The sequence below is a fragment of the Asticcacaulis sp. P2_B1 genome, assembly GCF_056404915.1.
Window position 1 is genome coordinate 881,977 of record NZ_JBFUDD010000002.1, and the last position, 14,152, is coordinate 896,128.

At 60.4% G+C, this 14,152-nt stretch carries 16 protein-coding genes; 3 read left to right on the forward strand and 13 right to left on the reverse strand.

All coding sequences use genetic code 11. From position 1 onward, the window contains the following. The first annotated feature begins 52 nt into the window (after window positions 1-52). Window positions 53-379, forward strand: coding sequence for a thioredoxin (gene trxA / locus AC1DX3_RS08410; RefSeq protein WP_476988805.1), 327 nt, complete (start codon window positions 53-55; stop codon window positions 377-379). 103 nt (window positions 380-482) lie between these two features. On the opposite strand, the gene AC1DX3_RS08415 is transcribed toward trxA, so the two are convergent. The 6 genes from AC1DX3_RS08415 to AC1DX3_RS08440 form a co-directional block, all read right to left on the reverse strand. Continuing rightward, complete coding sequence (locus AC1DX3_RS08415; RefSeq protein WP_476988806.1) at window positions 483-1,784, reverse strand: bifunctional folylpolyglutamate synthase/dihydrofolate synthase; 1,302 nt, start codon at window positions 1,782-1,784, stop codon at window positions 483-485. A 41-nt stretch (window positions 1,785-1,825) separates the two neighbouring features. After that, window positions 1,826-2,227, reverse strand: coding sequence for a GFA family protein (locus AC1DX3_RS08420; protein ID WP_476988807.1), 402 nt, complete (start codon window positions 2,225-2,227; stop codon window positions 1,826-1,828). A gap of 9 nt (window positions 2,228-2,236) precedes the next feature. Beyond that, window positions 2,237-3,172, reverse strand: a complete 936-nt coding sequence (locus AC1DX3_RS08425) for an acetyl-CoA carboxylase carboxyltransferase subunit beta (protein ID WP_476988808.1) — start codon at window positions 3,170-3,172, stop codon at window positions 2,237-2,239. Between the two features lie 81 nt (window positions 3,173-3,253). Continuing rightward, window positions 3,254-4,084, reverse strand: coding sequence for a tryptophan synthase subunit alpha (gene trpA / locus AC1DX3_RS08430; RefSeq protein ID WP_476988809.1), 831 nt, complete (start codon window positions 4,082-4,084; stop codon window positions 3,254-3,256). Continuing rightward, window positions 4,081-5,304: a tryptophan synthase subunit beta gene (gene trpB, locus AC1DX3_RS08435; protein WP_476988964.1), complete on the reverse strand. Its 1,224-nt coding sequence runs from the start codon at window positions 5,302-5,304 to the stop codon at window positions 4,081-4,083. Before trpB ends, trpA begins: the two co-directional genes overlap by 4 nt. Window positions 5,305-5,436: 132 nt before the next feature. Then, a complete protein-coding gene (locus AC1DX3_RS08440) occupies window positions 5,437-6,087 on the reverse strand; it encodes a phosphoribosylanthranilate isomerase (RefSeq protein WP_476988810.1) in 651 nt (216 codons plus the stop codon). Between the two features lie 145 nt (window positions 6,088-6,232). On the opposite strand from AC1DX3_RS08440, the gene AC1DX3_RS08445 reads away from it, so the two are divergent. Together AC1DX3_RS08445 and AC1DX3_RS08450 are read left to right on the forward strand one after the other, a co-directional pair. Then, window positions 6,233-7,168 carry a glucokinase gene (locus AC1DX3_RS08445; protein WP_476988965.1) on the forward strand — a complete coding sequence of 312 codons (936 nt, stop codon included), beginning with the start codon at window positions 6,233-6,235 and terminating at the stop codon, window positions 7,166-7,168. A gap of 28 nt (window positions 7,169-7,196) precedes the next feature. Continuing rightward, on the forward strand, window positions 7,197-8,144 hold the full coding sequence (locus tag AC1DX3_RS08450; protein ID WP_476988811.1) for a glucokinase: 948 nt from the start codon (window positions 7,197-7,199) through the stop codon (window positions 8,142-8,144). A gap of 216 nt (window positions 8,145-8,360) precedes the next feature. On the opposite strand, the gene mscL is transcribed toward AC1DX3_RS08450, so the two are convergent. From mscL to rpsA, 7 genes are all read right to left on the reverse strand, one after another. Continuing rightward, entirely contained in the window at window positions 8,361-8,771 is a 411-nt protein-coding gene (gene mscL, locus AC1DX3_RS08455; protein ID WP_476988812.1) for a large-conductance mechanosensitive channel protein MscL, read from the reverse strand. 27 nt (window positions 8,772-8,798) lie between these two features. Next, window positions 8,799-9,095 (reverse strand): integration host factor subunit beta, encoded by a 297-nt coding sequence (locus AC1DX3_RS08460; RefSeq protein WP_476988813.1) that lies wholly within the window; start codon window positions 9,093-9,095, stop codon window positions 8,799-8,801. Between the two features lie 273 nt (window positions 9,096-9,368). After that, window positions 9,369-9,758, reverse strand: coding sequence for a DoxX family protein (locus AC1DX3_RS08465; RefSeq protein WP_476988814.1), 390 nt, complete (start codon window positions 9,756-9,758; stop codon window positions 9,369-9,371). A 4-nt stretch (window positions 9,759-9,762) separates the two neighbouring features. After that, the gene (locus tag AC1DX3_RS08470) at window positions 9,763-10,197 is read right to left on the reverse strand and encodes a VOC family protein (protein WP_476988815.1); all 435 of its coding nucleotides are present in this window, start codon (window positions 10,195-10,197) and stop codon (window positions 9,763-9,765) included. 64 nt (window positions 10,198-10,261) lie between these two features. Beyond that, on the reverse strand, window positions 10,262-11,509 hold the full coding sequence (locus tag AC1DX3_RS08475; protein ID WP_476988816.1) for an RNA polymerase sigma factor: 1,248 nt from the start codon (window positions 11,507-11,509) through the stop codon (window positions 10,262-10,264). Continuing rightward, window positions 11,506-11,877, reverse strand: coding sequence for a YciI family protein (locus AC1DX3_RS08480; RefSeq protein ID WP_476988817.1), 372 nt, complete (start codon window positions 11,875-11,877; stop codon window positions 11,506-11,508). Before AC1DX3_RS08480 ends, AC1DX3_RS08475 begins: the two co-directional genes overlap by 4 nt. Window positions 11,878-12,334: 457 nt before the next feature. Beyond that, window positions 12,335-14,023: a 30S ribosomal protein S1 gene (gene rpsA, locus AC1DX3_RS08485; protein ID WP_476988818.1), complete on the reverse strand. Its 1,689-nt coding sequence runs from the start codon at window positions 14,021-14,023 to the stop codon at window positions 12,335-12,337. Between the last annotated feature and the right edge of the window lie 129 nt (window positions 14,024-14,152).

Sequence of the window (14,152 nt, forward strand, 5' to 3'; positions counted from 1 at the left end):
TGAGCTCTGAGTTACTACCTGTAATTCAGAAAGTTCACTGAGGATCACCTCCATGACCACGCATAAAATTACCGACGAAACCTTTGAAAACGACGTGCTGAAGTCCGACACGCCGGTCCTGGTCGATTTCTGGGCCGAATGGTGCGGACCCTGTAAGCAGATCGCCCCGATTCTCGAGGAAGTCGCCGAGGGCCTGGGCTCCAAGATCAAGGTCGCCAAGATCAATATCGAAGACTCGCCGATGACGCCGTCGCGCTTCGGCGTCCGCGGCATCCCGACCATGATGCTGTTCAAGAACGGTCAAATGACCTCGATGAAGGTCGGCGCCATGCCGAAGGCGAAACTCCTCGAATGGCTGTCCGAACAGAGCATCGCTTGAAATTGGCGATAGTCGTCGCAGTCTGCGCTTGCAGGTATTAGATATACCTGCTGCGCTTGCCGGCTAGCCTCTCATCCAATTTGAAGCGATGCTCGCGTCTGCGTTAGGTTGGATACGTGTCCGGCGATAGCGCCAGACAATCGCCGACCAGATAGAGCGAGCCACAGATCAGGACACGCACCGCCTGGTTCGGCAAGGACTGAAGAGCTGCCAAAGGGCTTGTTGCGGACACCGCGGCAAGCCCTTTGCTTTGCGCGGCCTGCACCAGATCGTCCGGTGGGATGGCGGCGTCGCTGCTGAAAGGCACGCATGTCACCTGGGCGTCGAGCCCTTCGAAGGAAGCAAAAAACTCGGTCGCGTCCTTGGTGTTGATCAAACCGCAGATCAGTTGTAGCGGCTTCGGGTCGCGCATCTGCATCTGGTCGATAAAGTCGCGCAGGGCCCGCGCCGCATGGGGATTGTGGCCGCCGTCCAGCCATAACTCCGACCCCTTGTCCGGCAAGGCCTCAAATAACGGTCCGGCGCGCAGTTGCTGCAACCGCCCCGGCCACTGCGCCGTTTGCAATCCGCGCTCTATGGCGTCGGTAGTGAAGTCCAGCATCAGCGCCGCCTTGATCGCCAGGGCGGCATTGTCGACCTGATGCTCGCCCGGCAGGCGCGGCCGCGGCAGATCGTAAAGCGCCTCCTCGTCCTGGAAGACCAGCCGGTCGCCTTCACGCCAGATATCGAACCCGTCGCCGAGGAAGTCCACGCGCACCCTTAATTTCAAGGCTTGGCGTTCCAGCGAATGCCTGGCTTCGTCGATCTGACGTGCGCTCAGGGCGGGCACGCCGGTCTTGAAAATGCCGGCCTTTTCGCGGGCGATCTGCGACAGCTCATTGCCGAGAAAGGCCTGATGATCGTAATCGATCGGCGTGATGATAGTCAGTTTCGGCCGGGTGATGATATTGGTGGCGTCGAGCGCGCCGCCGAGACCGGTTTCCAGCAATAACAGGTCGGCGGGAACCTCGCTGAAAGCGAGGAATGCCGCCGCCGTTGTCGACTCGAAAAAGGTCAGCGGTTCGCCGGCATTGGCGGCCTCGACCCTTTGCAAAACCTCGGACAGATAGGCTTCTTCGATCAAGGTCCCGGCCAGCCGGATGCGCTCGGCAAAGCGGACGAGATGCGGGCTGGTATAGACGTGAACGCGCAGGCCCTGTGCCTCGGCCATGGCACGCAGCAGGGCAATGGTCGAACCCTTGCCGTTGGTGCCCGCGACATGCACGGTCGGTGGCAGCTTGTCCTGCGGATGACCCAAGGCCTCGCATACCCGCAGCATGCGCTCGAGATTGAGGTCGATCAGCTTGGGATGCAGGGCTTTCAGCCGTTCCAGCGGCGCATCGAAGGGCAAGAGACGGTCGGTCATGGCGCCGTTTTAGGCGTGTTCGCCGGCCCCGTCCATTGCGATCAGTCCGGCAGGGTGTCGAACACCTTGAGGCTATCCGGCAGCACGACCCAATCCGGCCGGTCGCGGTTGAAAATGACCATGGTCGGCTTGAAAGCCGCCGGATCGTCGAGCGACCCGGCATAGACGGTATGGTTGGTGCTTTCGCCGACAATGCCACCGAAAACCAGGCTGTCGCACACCGGGCAGGTGTTGCGCACGGCGTCACCGCCGCGAAAGGCCGGCGACCTGAACTGCGCGGTCTTGCCGCTAAAACGCAATGCGCTGCTCTTGAAGCCCATGAATGGGATAAAGCCGGAACCCGACGCCTTGCGGCAGTCCCGGCAGCAGCAATAGCCGGCATATTGCGGCTGACCATCGGCTTCATAGCGCAAAGCACCGCAAAGACAGCTGCCGGTTATCATTATTGTGTCTTAAGCCGCCTTGCGCCGTCCGCTCATCAGCATCGACATCAGGGCGCCGAGCACTTCCGGCAGTTCCGAGCGCGGTACGACACGGTCGACCATGCCCTTTTCGACGAGATATTCGGCGCGCTGGAAACCTTCCGGCAGTTTTTCGCGGATGGTGGTCTCGATGACACGCGGACCGGCGAAACCGATCAGGGCGCCGGGCTCGGCCAGATGGATATCGCCCAGCATGGCGTAGGAGGCCGTTACACCGCCGGTCGTCGGGTCGGTCAGAACGACGATATAGGGCAGTTGGTGGTTCTTCAGTTCCTGGATCGCCAGGGTGGTGCGCGCCATCTGCATCAGCGAGAGGGCGCCTTCCTGCATGCGGGCGCCGCCGGCGGCCGTGAACACCACCATCGGGCATTTACGTTCAATGGCGGCGCGGGCAGCGGCGATAAAGCCCTCGCCGGCGGCCATGCCGAGACTGCCGCCCATAAAGGCGAAGTCCTGGACCAGGGCGATACAGGGCGTGCCCTGGACCTGGCCATAGCCGATGGTCATGACGTCGCGCGCCTTGGTGGCGGCGCGGGCGGCCTTCAGGCGTTCACTATAGGGCTTGCCGTCGGAAAAATGCAGCGGATCCTCGACCACTTCGGGCGTCGGCAGGGCTTCCCACTGGCCATCGTCGAAGGTGAACTTCATGCGCAGGTCGGGACCGATGCGCATATGGCGGCCGCTTGGGGTGACCCACAAAGCGGTTTCCAGGTCCGAGCGATAGATCATATCGCCGGTGTCCGGGTCCTTGACCCACAGGTTTTCCGGCGTTTCGCGCTTGTTATTGACGAAGTTGGAGATGCCGGGAGCGATCTTGCTCAGCCAGCCACCCCGTTCGCGACGCTCGGCAGCCTTGGGGGCGGCCGGCAATTTGGGGCCTTTGTTCGTCGTATCAGCCACAGCCATACTTAACTCCAGTTAGCGCGAAGCAACCGATTAGGCGTGCTTCGCTCTAATTTTTTGTTTACGCGCAAACGGTTCGAAACCTCAACCGATTGCGTTTTGCCGCGCGGAATGCACAGCCTGTGCCAAAATTGCGGCCTTTTCCAGCACTTTTACGCGCGCAGTGCCAAAATCGGGTAAAGAATTCTTGATTTCGTCGACCAGGGCCGAACCGACAACCGCGGCATCGGCGATACGGGCGACGTCGGCCGCCTGTTGCGGTGAGCGGATTCCGAAGCCGACGGCGACCGGAAGGCCCGAAGCCGTGCGCACTTCGGCGACGGCATCGGCGATCGCATCGGCATTGACCGATTTAACGCCCGTAACGCCGGCGACGGAAACATAATAGATGAAACCATGAGTGCGCTTGACCAGGGTTTTGAGGCGGTGGGTATCGCTGGTCGGGGTCGCCAGGCGAATCAGGGCGATATCGTGGGCGTCGAGGGCGTCGGTCAGGCCGTCGGCCTCTTCCGGCGGGCAGTCGACGACGATCAGGCCATCGGCGCCGGCGTCGGCCATGGCGGCGGCCCATGCGCCGTGACCCATGGATTCGACCGGGTTCATATAGCCCATCAGGATGATCGGCGTATCCTGGTCGTTTTCGCGGAAACGGCGCACCAGCTCGAAGACCTGGCGGATCTTGGTGCCGGCCTTCAACGACCGTTCGGCCGCGTGCTGGATGGTCGGGCCTTCGGCCATCGGATCGGAGAAGGGAAAGCCGAGCTCGATAATATCGGCGCCGGCGGCCGGCAGGCCTTTCAGGATATCGAACGAGGTTTCAAGATCGGGATCTCCGGCCATGATATAGGCGATAAAGGCCGATTTGTTTTGCGCCTTCAGGTCGGCAAAGCGCTTGTCGATACGTGCAACACTCATGACAACGCACCCCCGTCCTTATCACCCATATGCTTGGCGACGGTAGCGATGTCCTTGTCGCCGCGGCCCGACAAATTGAGCACAACGATACCGCCCTTGCCGACCTCGCGCGCCAGCTCCCCGACGCGGGCAATGGCGTGCGACGATTCCAGTGCCGGGATGATGCCTTCGAGCTTGCAGGTCAGGGCGAAGGCTTCCAACGCTTCGTTGTCGGTACAGGTGACATATTTCGCCCGTCCGATATCGAAGAGATAGGCGTGTTCCGGCCCGATACCGGGATAGTCGAGGCCCGCCGAGATCGAATGGCCTTCCAAGATCTGGCCATCGTCGTCCTGCAGCAGATAGGTGCGGTTACCGTGGAGGACGCCCGGGCGGCCGCCGTTCAAGGAAGCAGCGTGGCCGTTATAGACGTCCAGTCCGTGGCCCGACGCTTCGACCCCGACCAGTTTCACGCTGTCGTCGTCGATAAACGGATGGAACATGCCGATGGCGTTCGATCCGCCGCCGACGCAGGCGATGACGGCGTCGGGCAGGCGGCCTTCCTGTTCCAGGATCTGGGCGCGGGTTTCCTTGCCGATGACGCTTTGGAAGTCGCGGACCATTTCCGGATAAGGGTGCATGCCGGCGGCCGTGCCGATCATGTAATAGGTGTCGTGAACATTGGTGACCCAGTCACGCAGCGCCTCGTTCATGGCGTCCTTGAGCGTGCCATGGCCATTGGTCACCGGCACGACCTGGGTCCCGAGCAGGCCCATGCGGAAGACATTGGGCTTTTGGCGTTCGACATCGGTGGCGCCCATATAGACGATGCACGGCAGGTCGAAGCGGGCGCAGACCGTGGCCGAGGCGACGCCATGCTGGCCGGCGCCGGTTTCGGCGATGATGCGGGTGCGGCCCATGCGCTTGGCCAGCAGGACCTGGCCGATGCAGTTATTGATCTTATGGGCGCCGGTGTGGTTGAGCTCTTCGCGCTTGAAATAGATTTTCGCGCCGCCGTGATGTTCGGTCAGGCGTTCGGCAAAATAGAGCGGCGAGGGGCGGCCGACGAAGTGTTTCAGCAGGCCGTGGAACTCGGACCAAAAGGCGGGATCGTTCTTGGCGTCTTGCCAGGCGGCGTTAAGCTCCAAAACCAGCGGCATCAGGGTTTCGGGGACATATAGCCCGCCGAAATCACCGAACCGGCCCTTGGCGTCCGGTTGGCTGTAGGTATTGGGTCGCAGAACGGGATCGCTCACCGTGGTCGTTCCTCTTGGTTGAGATGCTCCGAAGGACAATATGTCCTTCGGCAAGCGCGACTGCGCGCCAGAGCTCGTGCGAGGAGCCCCGCGGCGCTTGAGCGCTAGAATGGCGCCTTATATAGCTTTTGCCGCTTTAAGGAAGTCCGAAATGAGTCGGTTATCCTTAACGCCGGGGGCTGTTTCGACACCCGATGAGACATCAACCATCCTGGCACCGCTCTCTTGTACGGCGGCGGCCACGTTGTCGGATGACAGGCCGCCAGCCAAAAACCACGGTTTGACTGCGGCGTGGTGACGCATGATCGACCAGTCGAAGCTCAATCCCAGGCCGCCGGGCAGGGCCGCGTCCTTGGGCGCCTTGGCATCGAACATCATATATTCGACATGCGGTTCATAGGCGCCGGCGTCAGCCAAATCGTTAATATCGCTGACACTTATGGCCTTAATCAGCGGAATTCGGATAGTCGCGGCAATCGCGGCAACGCGCTCGGGCGTCTCCTTGCCGTGCAGTTGAATCAGGTCTGGCCGGACACGATCGCGCAGGGCTTCCAGGAGCGCATTGTCGGGGTTGACGACAACGCTGACAAGGCGTGCCGCACCCCCTTGATCGCGAATCGCTGCCATCAAGCCGGCCATGGCTTCCAGGGTTAAATGGCGTGGGCTTTTGGCGAAGTGAATGAAGCCCAAAAAGTCAGCGCTGTCATTAAGCGCGGTTTGCGCTGCCTCAAGCGTCGAAATACCGCAGATTTTACAGCTTATTTGCATAAAACACCCATTTCCCACCTCGCTTAAGCCATAGCTTTAGTAAAAATCAATATTTCGATTTTAAATAGGTCTATTAACCAAGCTGGTGCGTCAGACGCCGGCATAATTAAGAACGATTGAGAACGGGGTCACTATGCCGGATTATGTGTTGTTAGCCGACATAAGTAATGGGTCATATCTAAAACTCGCGCTCGCCCGCCGTGGCGACCGGCCGGACGCGACAACCCATTATGCCTGCAATAGCCTCGCGGAGTTCAAAACCGCTATCTCCGATTTTCTCGACGCCCAGGACCGCCCGCGGCTGGGCGGTGCGGCGATTTCCGCGGCCGGCTGGGAAAAAGGCGGCGTTATCCATCTGCCCAATCACGGCTTTTCCATCGACCGCGCCGATATCCGGCAGTTTCTTGATATCCAGCGTCTCAACCTGGTCAACGACTTCGTCGCCAAGGCCCTGGCCATTCCTCGTCTCGAGCCGCATGAGCGCGAACAGATTTGCGGTGGTGACATCGTCGAAGAACAGGTGATCGCGGTGATCGGACCGCACAATGGTCTTGGGGTTTCTGCCTTGGCGCCTGACGGTATGGGCAACTGGACGGCCATGCCGACTGAAGGCGGTCACTCCGATCTGGCGCCGACGACCGATCTCGAAGACGCGGTCTTGCGGATTCTCAGCCGGAAATACGGTCATGTCTCGCGCGAACGCGTCATTTCCATTCCTGGTCTGGTCGAACTGTGGGCGGCCCTGGCCCAAATCGACGGCGACACGTCCGATGCCCCGGGCGCCGAACAGATTATCGCCCTGGCCAGCACGGGCGACGCCCGCAGCCTTCAGGTTATCGACCTCAGCATGGGTTGGTTCGCCGCCATGGCGTCCGACGTCGCACTCATCCTGGGCGCGCGCGGCGGCGTCTATCTGTCCGGCGATCTGATCGATATGATCGGCGATCTGTTCAATGTCGACGCCTTCGTCAAACGCTATGCCGCAAAGGGCCGGCTCAGCGGCTATGTCGGTGAAATTCCGGTTTTCAAGACAACGGCGCGCGACATCGAAGTTATTGGTTTGGCCACACTTTTCGACTAATCTGCCCGCATAACGGGATTCGCTGATCATGTCCGATTCGGTCTTGCTGTGTGATTTTACGATTGGCGCCTCAGTCAAGATGGCCTTGGCGCGCCCCGGCACGCGACCGCACGACTCAACGCTTTACAGCTGTCCCAACCGGGAGGCCTTTGACGAGGCGGCACTTGATTTTCTGGGTCGCCAGGGTCAGCCGAAGCTGATCGGTGTGGCGATTTCGTCGCGCGGCTGGGAACGCAAGGGCATATTGCAACTACCGCAAGACGGCATGACGATCGTCCGCGACGAGGTCCGCGACCTGTTGGGCGTGAAGCGCATTAACCTGGTCAACAATTTTGTCGCCCGCGCCCTGGCCATCCCGCGCCTCCATGCCAACGAAGTTGAAAAGATCTGTGGCGCCACGGCCATGGAAGAACAGGTGATCGCTGTCCTGGGGCCCCACCACGGTTTGGGCCTGGCGGCCCTGGCGCCCGACGGCGCCGGCGGCTGGACCGCCATCCCCTGCGAAGGCGGTCATTCCGACCTGCCGGTGACGACGCCGCGCGAATGGGACGTTTTCAAGGTCCTGCGCGCCAGGTACGGTCATGTGGCGCGCGAACACGCCGTATCGTTGGCGGGTCTGGTCGACGTCTTTCAAGCGCTGTCGAAGATTGATAGTGCCGATAGCACGGCAACCACGCCCGAAGAAATCATCGCCCTGGCCAGTATCGGCGATCCCATCGCCTCCGAAGCGGTCGGCCTGTGCCTGGGTTGGCTGGCGGCCATGGCGTCCGACGTGGCCCTGATCATGGGCGCGCGCGGCGGTATCTACCTGACCGGCGATCTGATGGATCTGTTGGCGGACATGTTCGACGGCCACGCCTTCTGCAAGCGCTATCTCGATAAAGGCCGGTTGAGCGGGTATGTCGCCGAGATTCCGGTTTATAAGACGCTGGCCAAAGACTTGGAAATCATAGGTCTCGCCACTCTTTTCGACTGACCTAAGCTAGCCCTAGCCTAAGCCGGCTCTGCCGGGCTGCAAACGCGTCATTTCTTTGCGCGCGCTTGCTCGTGTATAAGAATACACGTCGCTGCACGTGCTCAAGAGCTAACGGTTTTCGCCGCAGCATAGCGGCTTAGGGCGCCGGTTAGATAGAAAGATAAGAAAGAAAAAAATAGGAAAGCTAAAGGCCGGAGTTTCCCCCGGCCTCTGGTCTTATTTCTTCTTCAGTTCGGCCAGAATGGCGGCCAGCAGGTCTTTTTCGCTGGGGCCTATATCAATGGGCGTTGGCGGCGGAGGGGGTGGCGCCGGCATCAGCTTGTTGATCGCCTTGACGACCAGGAAGATGGCGGTGCCGATGATCAGGAACTGGATGACGGTATTGATAAACACACCGTAGGAGATGGCGACCTCGGCAGCCTTGGTGGCGGCATCCGCGGGCTTTAGCACCAGCTTCAGATTGGAAAAATCGACCCCGCCGGTCACATAGCCGATCGGCGGCATGATGATATTGTCGACCAGCGAGGAGACGATCTTACCGAAGGCGCCGCCGATAACGACGCCGACCGCCAGGTCGACGACATTGCCGCGCATCAGAAAGGTTTTGAATTCGGAGACTATGCTCATGGGTGGCTCCTCAGAAAGCCGGCCAAATTAATCGTTGTCGTCACCCGACAGGTTCAGGCGTTCGCRCAATTCCTTGCCGCTTTTAAAGAAGGGCACATGTTTGGCGGGGACCTTGACCGATTCGCCGGTGCGCGGATTGCGGCCGGCACGGGCGGGACGCGAGCGGACGCTCAAGGCGCCGAAGCCGCGGAGTTCGACACGGCCGCCCTTTTCGAGAGTCGAAATCATCGATTCCAGGATGAGGTTAACAGCCCGTTCGACGTCTTTTTGCGTCAGATGCGGGTACTCGGAAGCCAGACGTTCGATGAGTTCTGATTTGAGCATCGATCTCTCCCCCAATAAGTGAACCTGAAAAGTGAGCCCGGAAGGTAAGCGGCCCAAGCATGATGGAAAATTAAAATGAGTTCAAGGGGTTGGATAAAATTTAACGTGTTGATAGCGCTACCATATGTAAGTTTTTTCCGTGACCGCGAAAATTTCTCTTATCCCCGCCTTTACCCTGATGACGGGTATCATATGAAAACCCCCGCGGAGTCGGGGTTTTGAAAAAACCCTTTCCCCACGGGGGGTTAAGGAAAAGCCATATAATTAACGGTGTCAGCGCCCTTGGTAGGGAAACAGGTTTCGCAGCTTTTCGTCACGCAACCACAGCCCGCCCCACATGAACAGTCCCAGATAGACGCCGAACAGGTCGTGGCTGAACAATGGGCTGTCGATACGCAGGTGGGTGGCGATGGCGCCGCCCAGAACGCTCATCATCAGAATGGCGCCGAGGATGGCCGTACGCGGAAAGACATAGAGGGCGATGCAGACCAGTTCGATGACACCGATGGTGACAGCCTTGGCAGGCGCCCAACCGAGCGCTTGCATGGTTGTAGCGACGATCGGCAGCTGCATCAGCTTGATGGTGATGTCGAAGATCATGAACAGGACGAACAGGCCGCTTAAGGCATAGCCCGCGATCGTCAGGGTTTTCGTCTGGGCCATGGCGTCAGTTCTTCTTGGCCGGCGAATTGATCGCCCAGCGAATGCCGAACGGGTCCTTCAGCTCGCCATAATAGTCGCCCCAGAACTCGATCTTGAGGTCCGAGACGATATCGCAGCCGGCTTCGACGGCGCGGTTCCACCACAGGTCGGCGTCGTCGACGACCAGGGTCATGAGGAAGCTGTGCGACGGTTGTTGCTCGCGGCCGTATTCGGGAAAAGCGTCCGACATCATGAGCGAGCCGCCATGGATCTTGAGATGGCAGTGCATCAGGCGCTTGCCGTCCTGGGCCGGTAAACGGCGCAGTTCTTCGGCGACGAAGGCCTTTTTGTAAAAAGTCGCCGCGGCGTCGGCGCCGTCAACGCTGATATAGGGGATGACGCCGTTATAGATGGCCGGGTCGGTCATGCCTTCCGCGGTGCTGGTGATGGTATCGGTCATGGGTTTCTCTCCTTTGATGGGGTAGTCTGAAACAAGGACGATCGGCGCAAGTGCAAGCCGACAATCACACGGAATTTTTTTCGAGTTGATCCAGATGCTGGCGGATATGGGCGGCTTCGCTCAAACTGCCGGCGCATGCGATGGCGCGGGTAAAGGCTTTGCGGGCGGCGCCGGCATGGCCCAGCTGTTGTTCGAACGCGCCGATCGCGCCATGGAAATAGAAATAGCCGTCCAGCGCCTCGGCCAGGGGCAGGATGAGATCGAGCGCCGCTTGCGGGCCGTCCAGCTTGGCAACGGCAACAGCGCGGTTAAGGGTGACGACCGGCGACGGCTGCAAACGCTCCAGGGTCCGGTATAAGAGCTCGATCTCGGTCCAGTCGGTGTCGGCCGCCGTGGCGGCGCGAGCGTGCAGGGCGGCGATGGCGGCCTGAACCTGGAACGGACCCGGCGCGCGATGGCGCATCGCCTTGTCGATCAGGGCCAGACCTTCATTGATCAGCGGCCGTTTCCACAGGCTACGGTCTTGCGCTTCCAACAATATGGCCTCGCCCTGGGCGTCGAAGCGGGCATCGGCACGAGCATGTTGAATCAGCAGCAGCGCCAGAAGTCCCATGATTTCGGGCTCGGCCGGGAACAGCTGCAGCAACATCCGCGCCAAACGGATGGCTTCGCCGCACAAGGGCGCCCGCGCTCCGGACTGTTGCGCGTTGCCGGTATAGCCTTCGTTGAACACGAGATAGATCATGGTGGCGACGCTGGCCACGCGTTCGGCCCGCTCGGCGGGCGTTGGCGTATCGAACGGGACGTCGCTTTGGGCGATGCGTGCCTTGGCGCGGGTGATGCGTTGTTCCATGGCCGCGGGGCCGACGAAGAAGGCGCGGGCGATCTGAGGCACGCTCAGGCCGCAGACGATGCGCAGGGCAAGCGTCACCTGATGGACCGCCGGCAAATCGGGATGCGAGCAGATAAACAGCAATCGCAGGATGTCATCACGATAATCGGCGCTGTCGAGCCGTTCGGCCAAGGGGCTTTCGACATCGTCGAGATCGGACAAAAGCTCTTCGGCCGGCAGGGCGGTCTGTTTTGCCCGCCGGCGCGTCTGGTCGAGGCCGGCATTGCGTCCGACAAAGATCAGCCAGGCGGCGGCATCGCGCGGCGGCCCCTTGACCGGCCAGGTTTTCAGCGCGCGCAGGCAGGCGTCCTGGAAGGCCTCTTCGGCGAGATCGAGGTCGCGGAAATAGCGCAGCAGGGCGGCCACGGCCTGGGGCCGGGCAGCGGTGACGGCGGCGCCTATCCACGACAGATCGGTCATGAGCTGAAACTTCCTGGAATAAAGACGGACATGGGGCGGATTTCGTAACAGCCGGCCGAGGCGCTGGCGGCGGCCAGCTGCTTGGCGGCGTCGACGGCTTCATCGAGCGTGGCGCAGTCGACCAGGAAGAAGCCGAGCAGTTGTTCCTTGGTCTCGGCGAAGGGACCGTCGATGACCATGGTGTCGCGGCCCTTGCGCAGGGTGACGGCGGCGGTGGTCGGCATCAGCCGCGCGACGGGCCCGAGCTTGCCTTCAGACGTCAGGCGGTCCTGCACCTGGCCGAGGTCGTGCATGACCTGGGCGTCTTTTTCCTTGGACCAGGCGGTGATCGCGGCCTCGGAATCGTAACAGAGAATGGCGTAGTGCATGGCTTTGGGTCCTGTGCCTGGAGTGAAGACGATTGAGATCGCCTCAAGCCGACATATCGCCGCAAAAAAATCAAGTCGCGTTCCTGGGGAGGAAAGCAATGGCCCGTCTCAGGCTTTGGCGGGCAAAGGGAAGGTTGAACACAGATAAGAAGGGATAAGAAGGAGATAAGAGGGCCACTACCGCGTCCCCGATGCGTTAACATTTGCGCATTAACCTGACGCGAAGCGTCGCTATTTGACTGTCTAGCGGCCGACGCTTCGCGTCAATAAGTGCACCGGCCATGCCACAGCAGGGACGCGGTAGCGGCCCTCTTATCCACTTCTTATCTGTGCTTATCTGTGTTCAATCCTTCCTTTTTAAGGCACCACGTGCTCAGGCGCAGACAACAAAAAAGCCGGAACCCAAAGGCCCCGGCTTTTCTTGTCGTAAGTTCAAAAACTTAAGGTCGAACGACCCTTATTCCTTGACCTTGTCGCGCAGGGCGGCGCCCAGGATGTCACCCAGCGACGCGCCGGAGTCCTGCGAACCGTATTGCTCGATGGCTTCCTTTTCGGTGGCCATTTCCAGCGCCTTGATCGAGACGGAGACCTTGCGGGCCGCCTTGTCGATATTGGTCACCTGGGCGTCGATACGATCGCCGACGGCATAACGCTCGACGCGTTGCTCGTTGCGGTCGCGCGACAGGTCGCTCTTGCGGATGAAGGCCGACATCGGCGCGGTATCTTCGCCGAACTTGACTTCGATGCCGCCCGAGGTGACTTCCGTCACGGTCACGGTGATGGTTTGACCCTTCTTATAGGTGTCGCCCGTCATCGGGTCGCTGCCCAGCTGCTTGATGCCGAGGCTGATGCGTTCCTTTTCGACGTCAACGTCGAGGACCTTGGACTTGACGACATCGCCCTTCTTGTACTTGGCGATGGCTTCTTCACCCGGCAGGTTCCAGTCGAGGTCGGACAGGTGGACCATGCCGTCGATGTCGTTTTCAAAGCCGATGAACAGACCGAATTCGGTCGCGTTCTTGACTTCGCCTTCGATCGTCGAACCGATCGGATGGGCTTTCACGAAGGATTCCCACGGATTGTCCTGGGCTTGCTTCAGGCCCAGCGAAACGCGGCGCTTGGAGGCGTCGACTTCGAGCACGACGACTTCGACTTCTTGCGAGGTCGAAACGATCTTGCCCGGATGGACGTTCTTCTTGGTCCACGACATTTCCGAAACGTGAACCAGGCCTTCGACGCCGGATTCCAGTTCGACGAAGGCGCCGTAATCGGTGATGTTGGTGATACGGCCCGAGAACTTGCCGCCGACCGGATACTTCTGGTCAACACCGTCCCACGGATCGGACTGCAATTGCTTCATGCCCAGGCTGATGCGTTGCGTGTCGGGATTGATCTTGATGATCTGGACGCGGACAGCGTCGCCGACATTGAGGACTTGCGACGGGTGCGAAACGCGCTTCCACGACATGTCCGTAACGTGCAGCAGGCCGTCGATGCCGCCCAGGTCGACGAACGCACCGTAATCGGTGATGTTCTTGACGACGCCGTCGCGGATCTCGCCTTCGGCCAGTTGGCCGACCAGCTCGGTGCGTTGTTCGGCACGGGCTTCTTCGAGGATGGCGCGACGCGACACGACGATATTGCCGCGCGGACGGTCCATCTTCAGGATGGCGAAGGGTTGTTCCTTGTTCATCAAAGGCGCGACGTCGCGCACGGGGCGGATGTCGACTTGGCTGCCGGGCAGGAAGCCCGAAGCGCCGTCCATGTCGACGGTGAAGCCGCCCTTGACGCGGCCGACGATGGTACCCATGACGGGTTCGCCGCGGTTGAAGATGGCTTCCAGACGAGTCCAGGCTTCTTCACGACGGGCCTTTTCGCGGCTGATGACCGCTTCGCCCATGGCGTTCTCAACGCGTTCCAGATAGACTTCGACGGTGTCGCCAACCTTGAGGGCTGCGCCTTCCGCGCCGAATTCCTTGATGGAAACGCGGCCTTCGGTCTTCAGACCGACGTCAACAATGATAAAGTCTTTTTCGACGCCGACGACGAGGCCGTGAATGACCTGGCCTTCGAGCATGTCGCGGCCGTGCATGGATTCGTCAAGCAGGGCGGCAAAATCGTCACGCGATGGATTATATTCGCTCATAGAGTCTCTTTTGTTTGTGGGCGCGTGTCCGGACCGGGATTTCCAAATGGCTTGTCGAGGCACAAGCGGCCTTGGGCGGTGCGCGGGGGTGCGGCTTTGTTTTTTGTGAAAGCTAAAGTTGGGGGCGTC

Coding starts and splice junctions, on each gene's coding strand:
- trxA (WP_476988805.1), top strand. CDS start 53: ATGACCACGCATAAAATTACCGACGAAACCTTTGAAAACGACGTGCTG.
- AC1DX3_RS08415 (WP_476988806.1), bottom strand. CDS start 1,784: ATGACCGACCGTCTCTTGCCCTTCGATGCGCCGCTGGAACGGCTGAAA.
- AC1DX3_RS08420 (WP_476988807.1), bottom strand. CDS start 2,227: ATGATAACCGGCAGCTGTCTTTGCGGTGCTTTGCGCTATGAAGCCGAT.
- AC1DX3_RS08425 (WP_476988808.1), bottom strand. CDS start 3,172: ATGGCTGTGGCTGATACGACGAACAAAGGCCCCAAATTGCCGGCCGCC.
- trpA (WP_476988809.1), bottom strand. CDS start 4,084: ATGAGTGTTGCACGTATCGACAAGCGCTTTGCCGACCTGAAGGCGCAA.
- AC1DX3_RS08440 (WP_476988810.1), bottom strand. CDS start 6,087: ATGCAAATAAGCTGTAAAATCTGCGGTATTTCGACGCTTGAGGCAGCG.
- AC1DX3_RS08450 (WP_476988811.1), top strand. CDS start 7,197: ATGTCCGATTCGGTCTTGCTGTGTGATTTTACGATTGGCGCCTCAGTC.
- mscL (WP_476988812.1), bottom strand. CDS start 8,771: ATGAGCATAGTCTCCGAATTCAAAACCTTTCTGATGCGCGGCAATGTC.
- AC1DX3_RS08465 (WP_476988814.1), bottom strand. CDS start 9,758: ATGGCCCAGACGAAAACCCTGACGATCGCGGGCTATGCCTTAAGCGGC.
- AC1DX3_RS08470 (WP_476988815.1), bottom strand. CDS start 10,197: ATGACCGATACCATCACCAGCACCGCGGAAGGCATGACCGACCCGGCC.
- AC1DX3_RS08475 (WP_476988816.1), bottom strand. CDS start 11,509: ATGACCGATCTGTCGTGGATAGGCGCCGCCGTCACCGCTGCCCGGCCC.
- AC1DX3_RS08480 (WP_476988817.1), bottom strand. CDS start 11,877: ATGCACTACGCCATTCTCTGTTACGATTCCGAGGCCGCGATCACCGCC.
- rpsA (WP_476988818.1), bottom strand. CDS start 14,023: ATGAGCGAATATAATCCATCGCGTGACGATTTTGCCGCCCTGCTTGAC.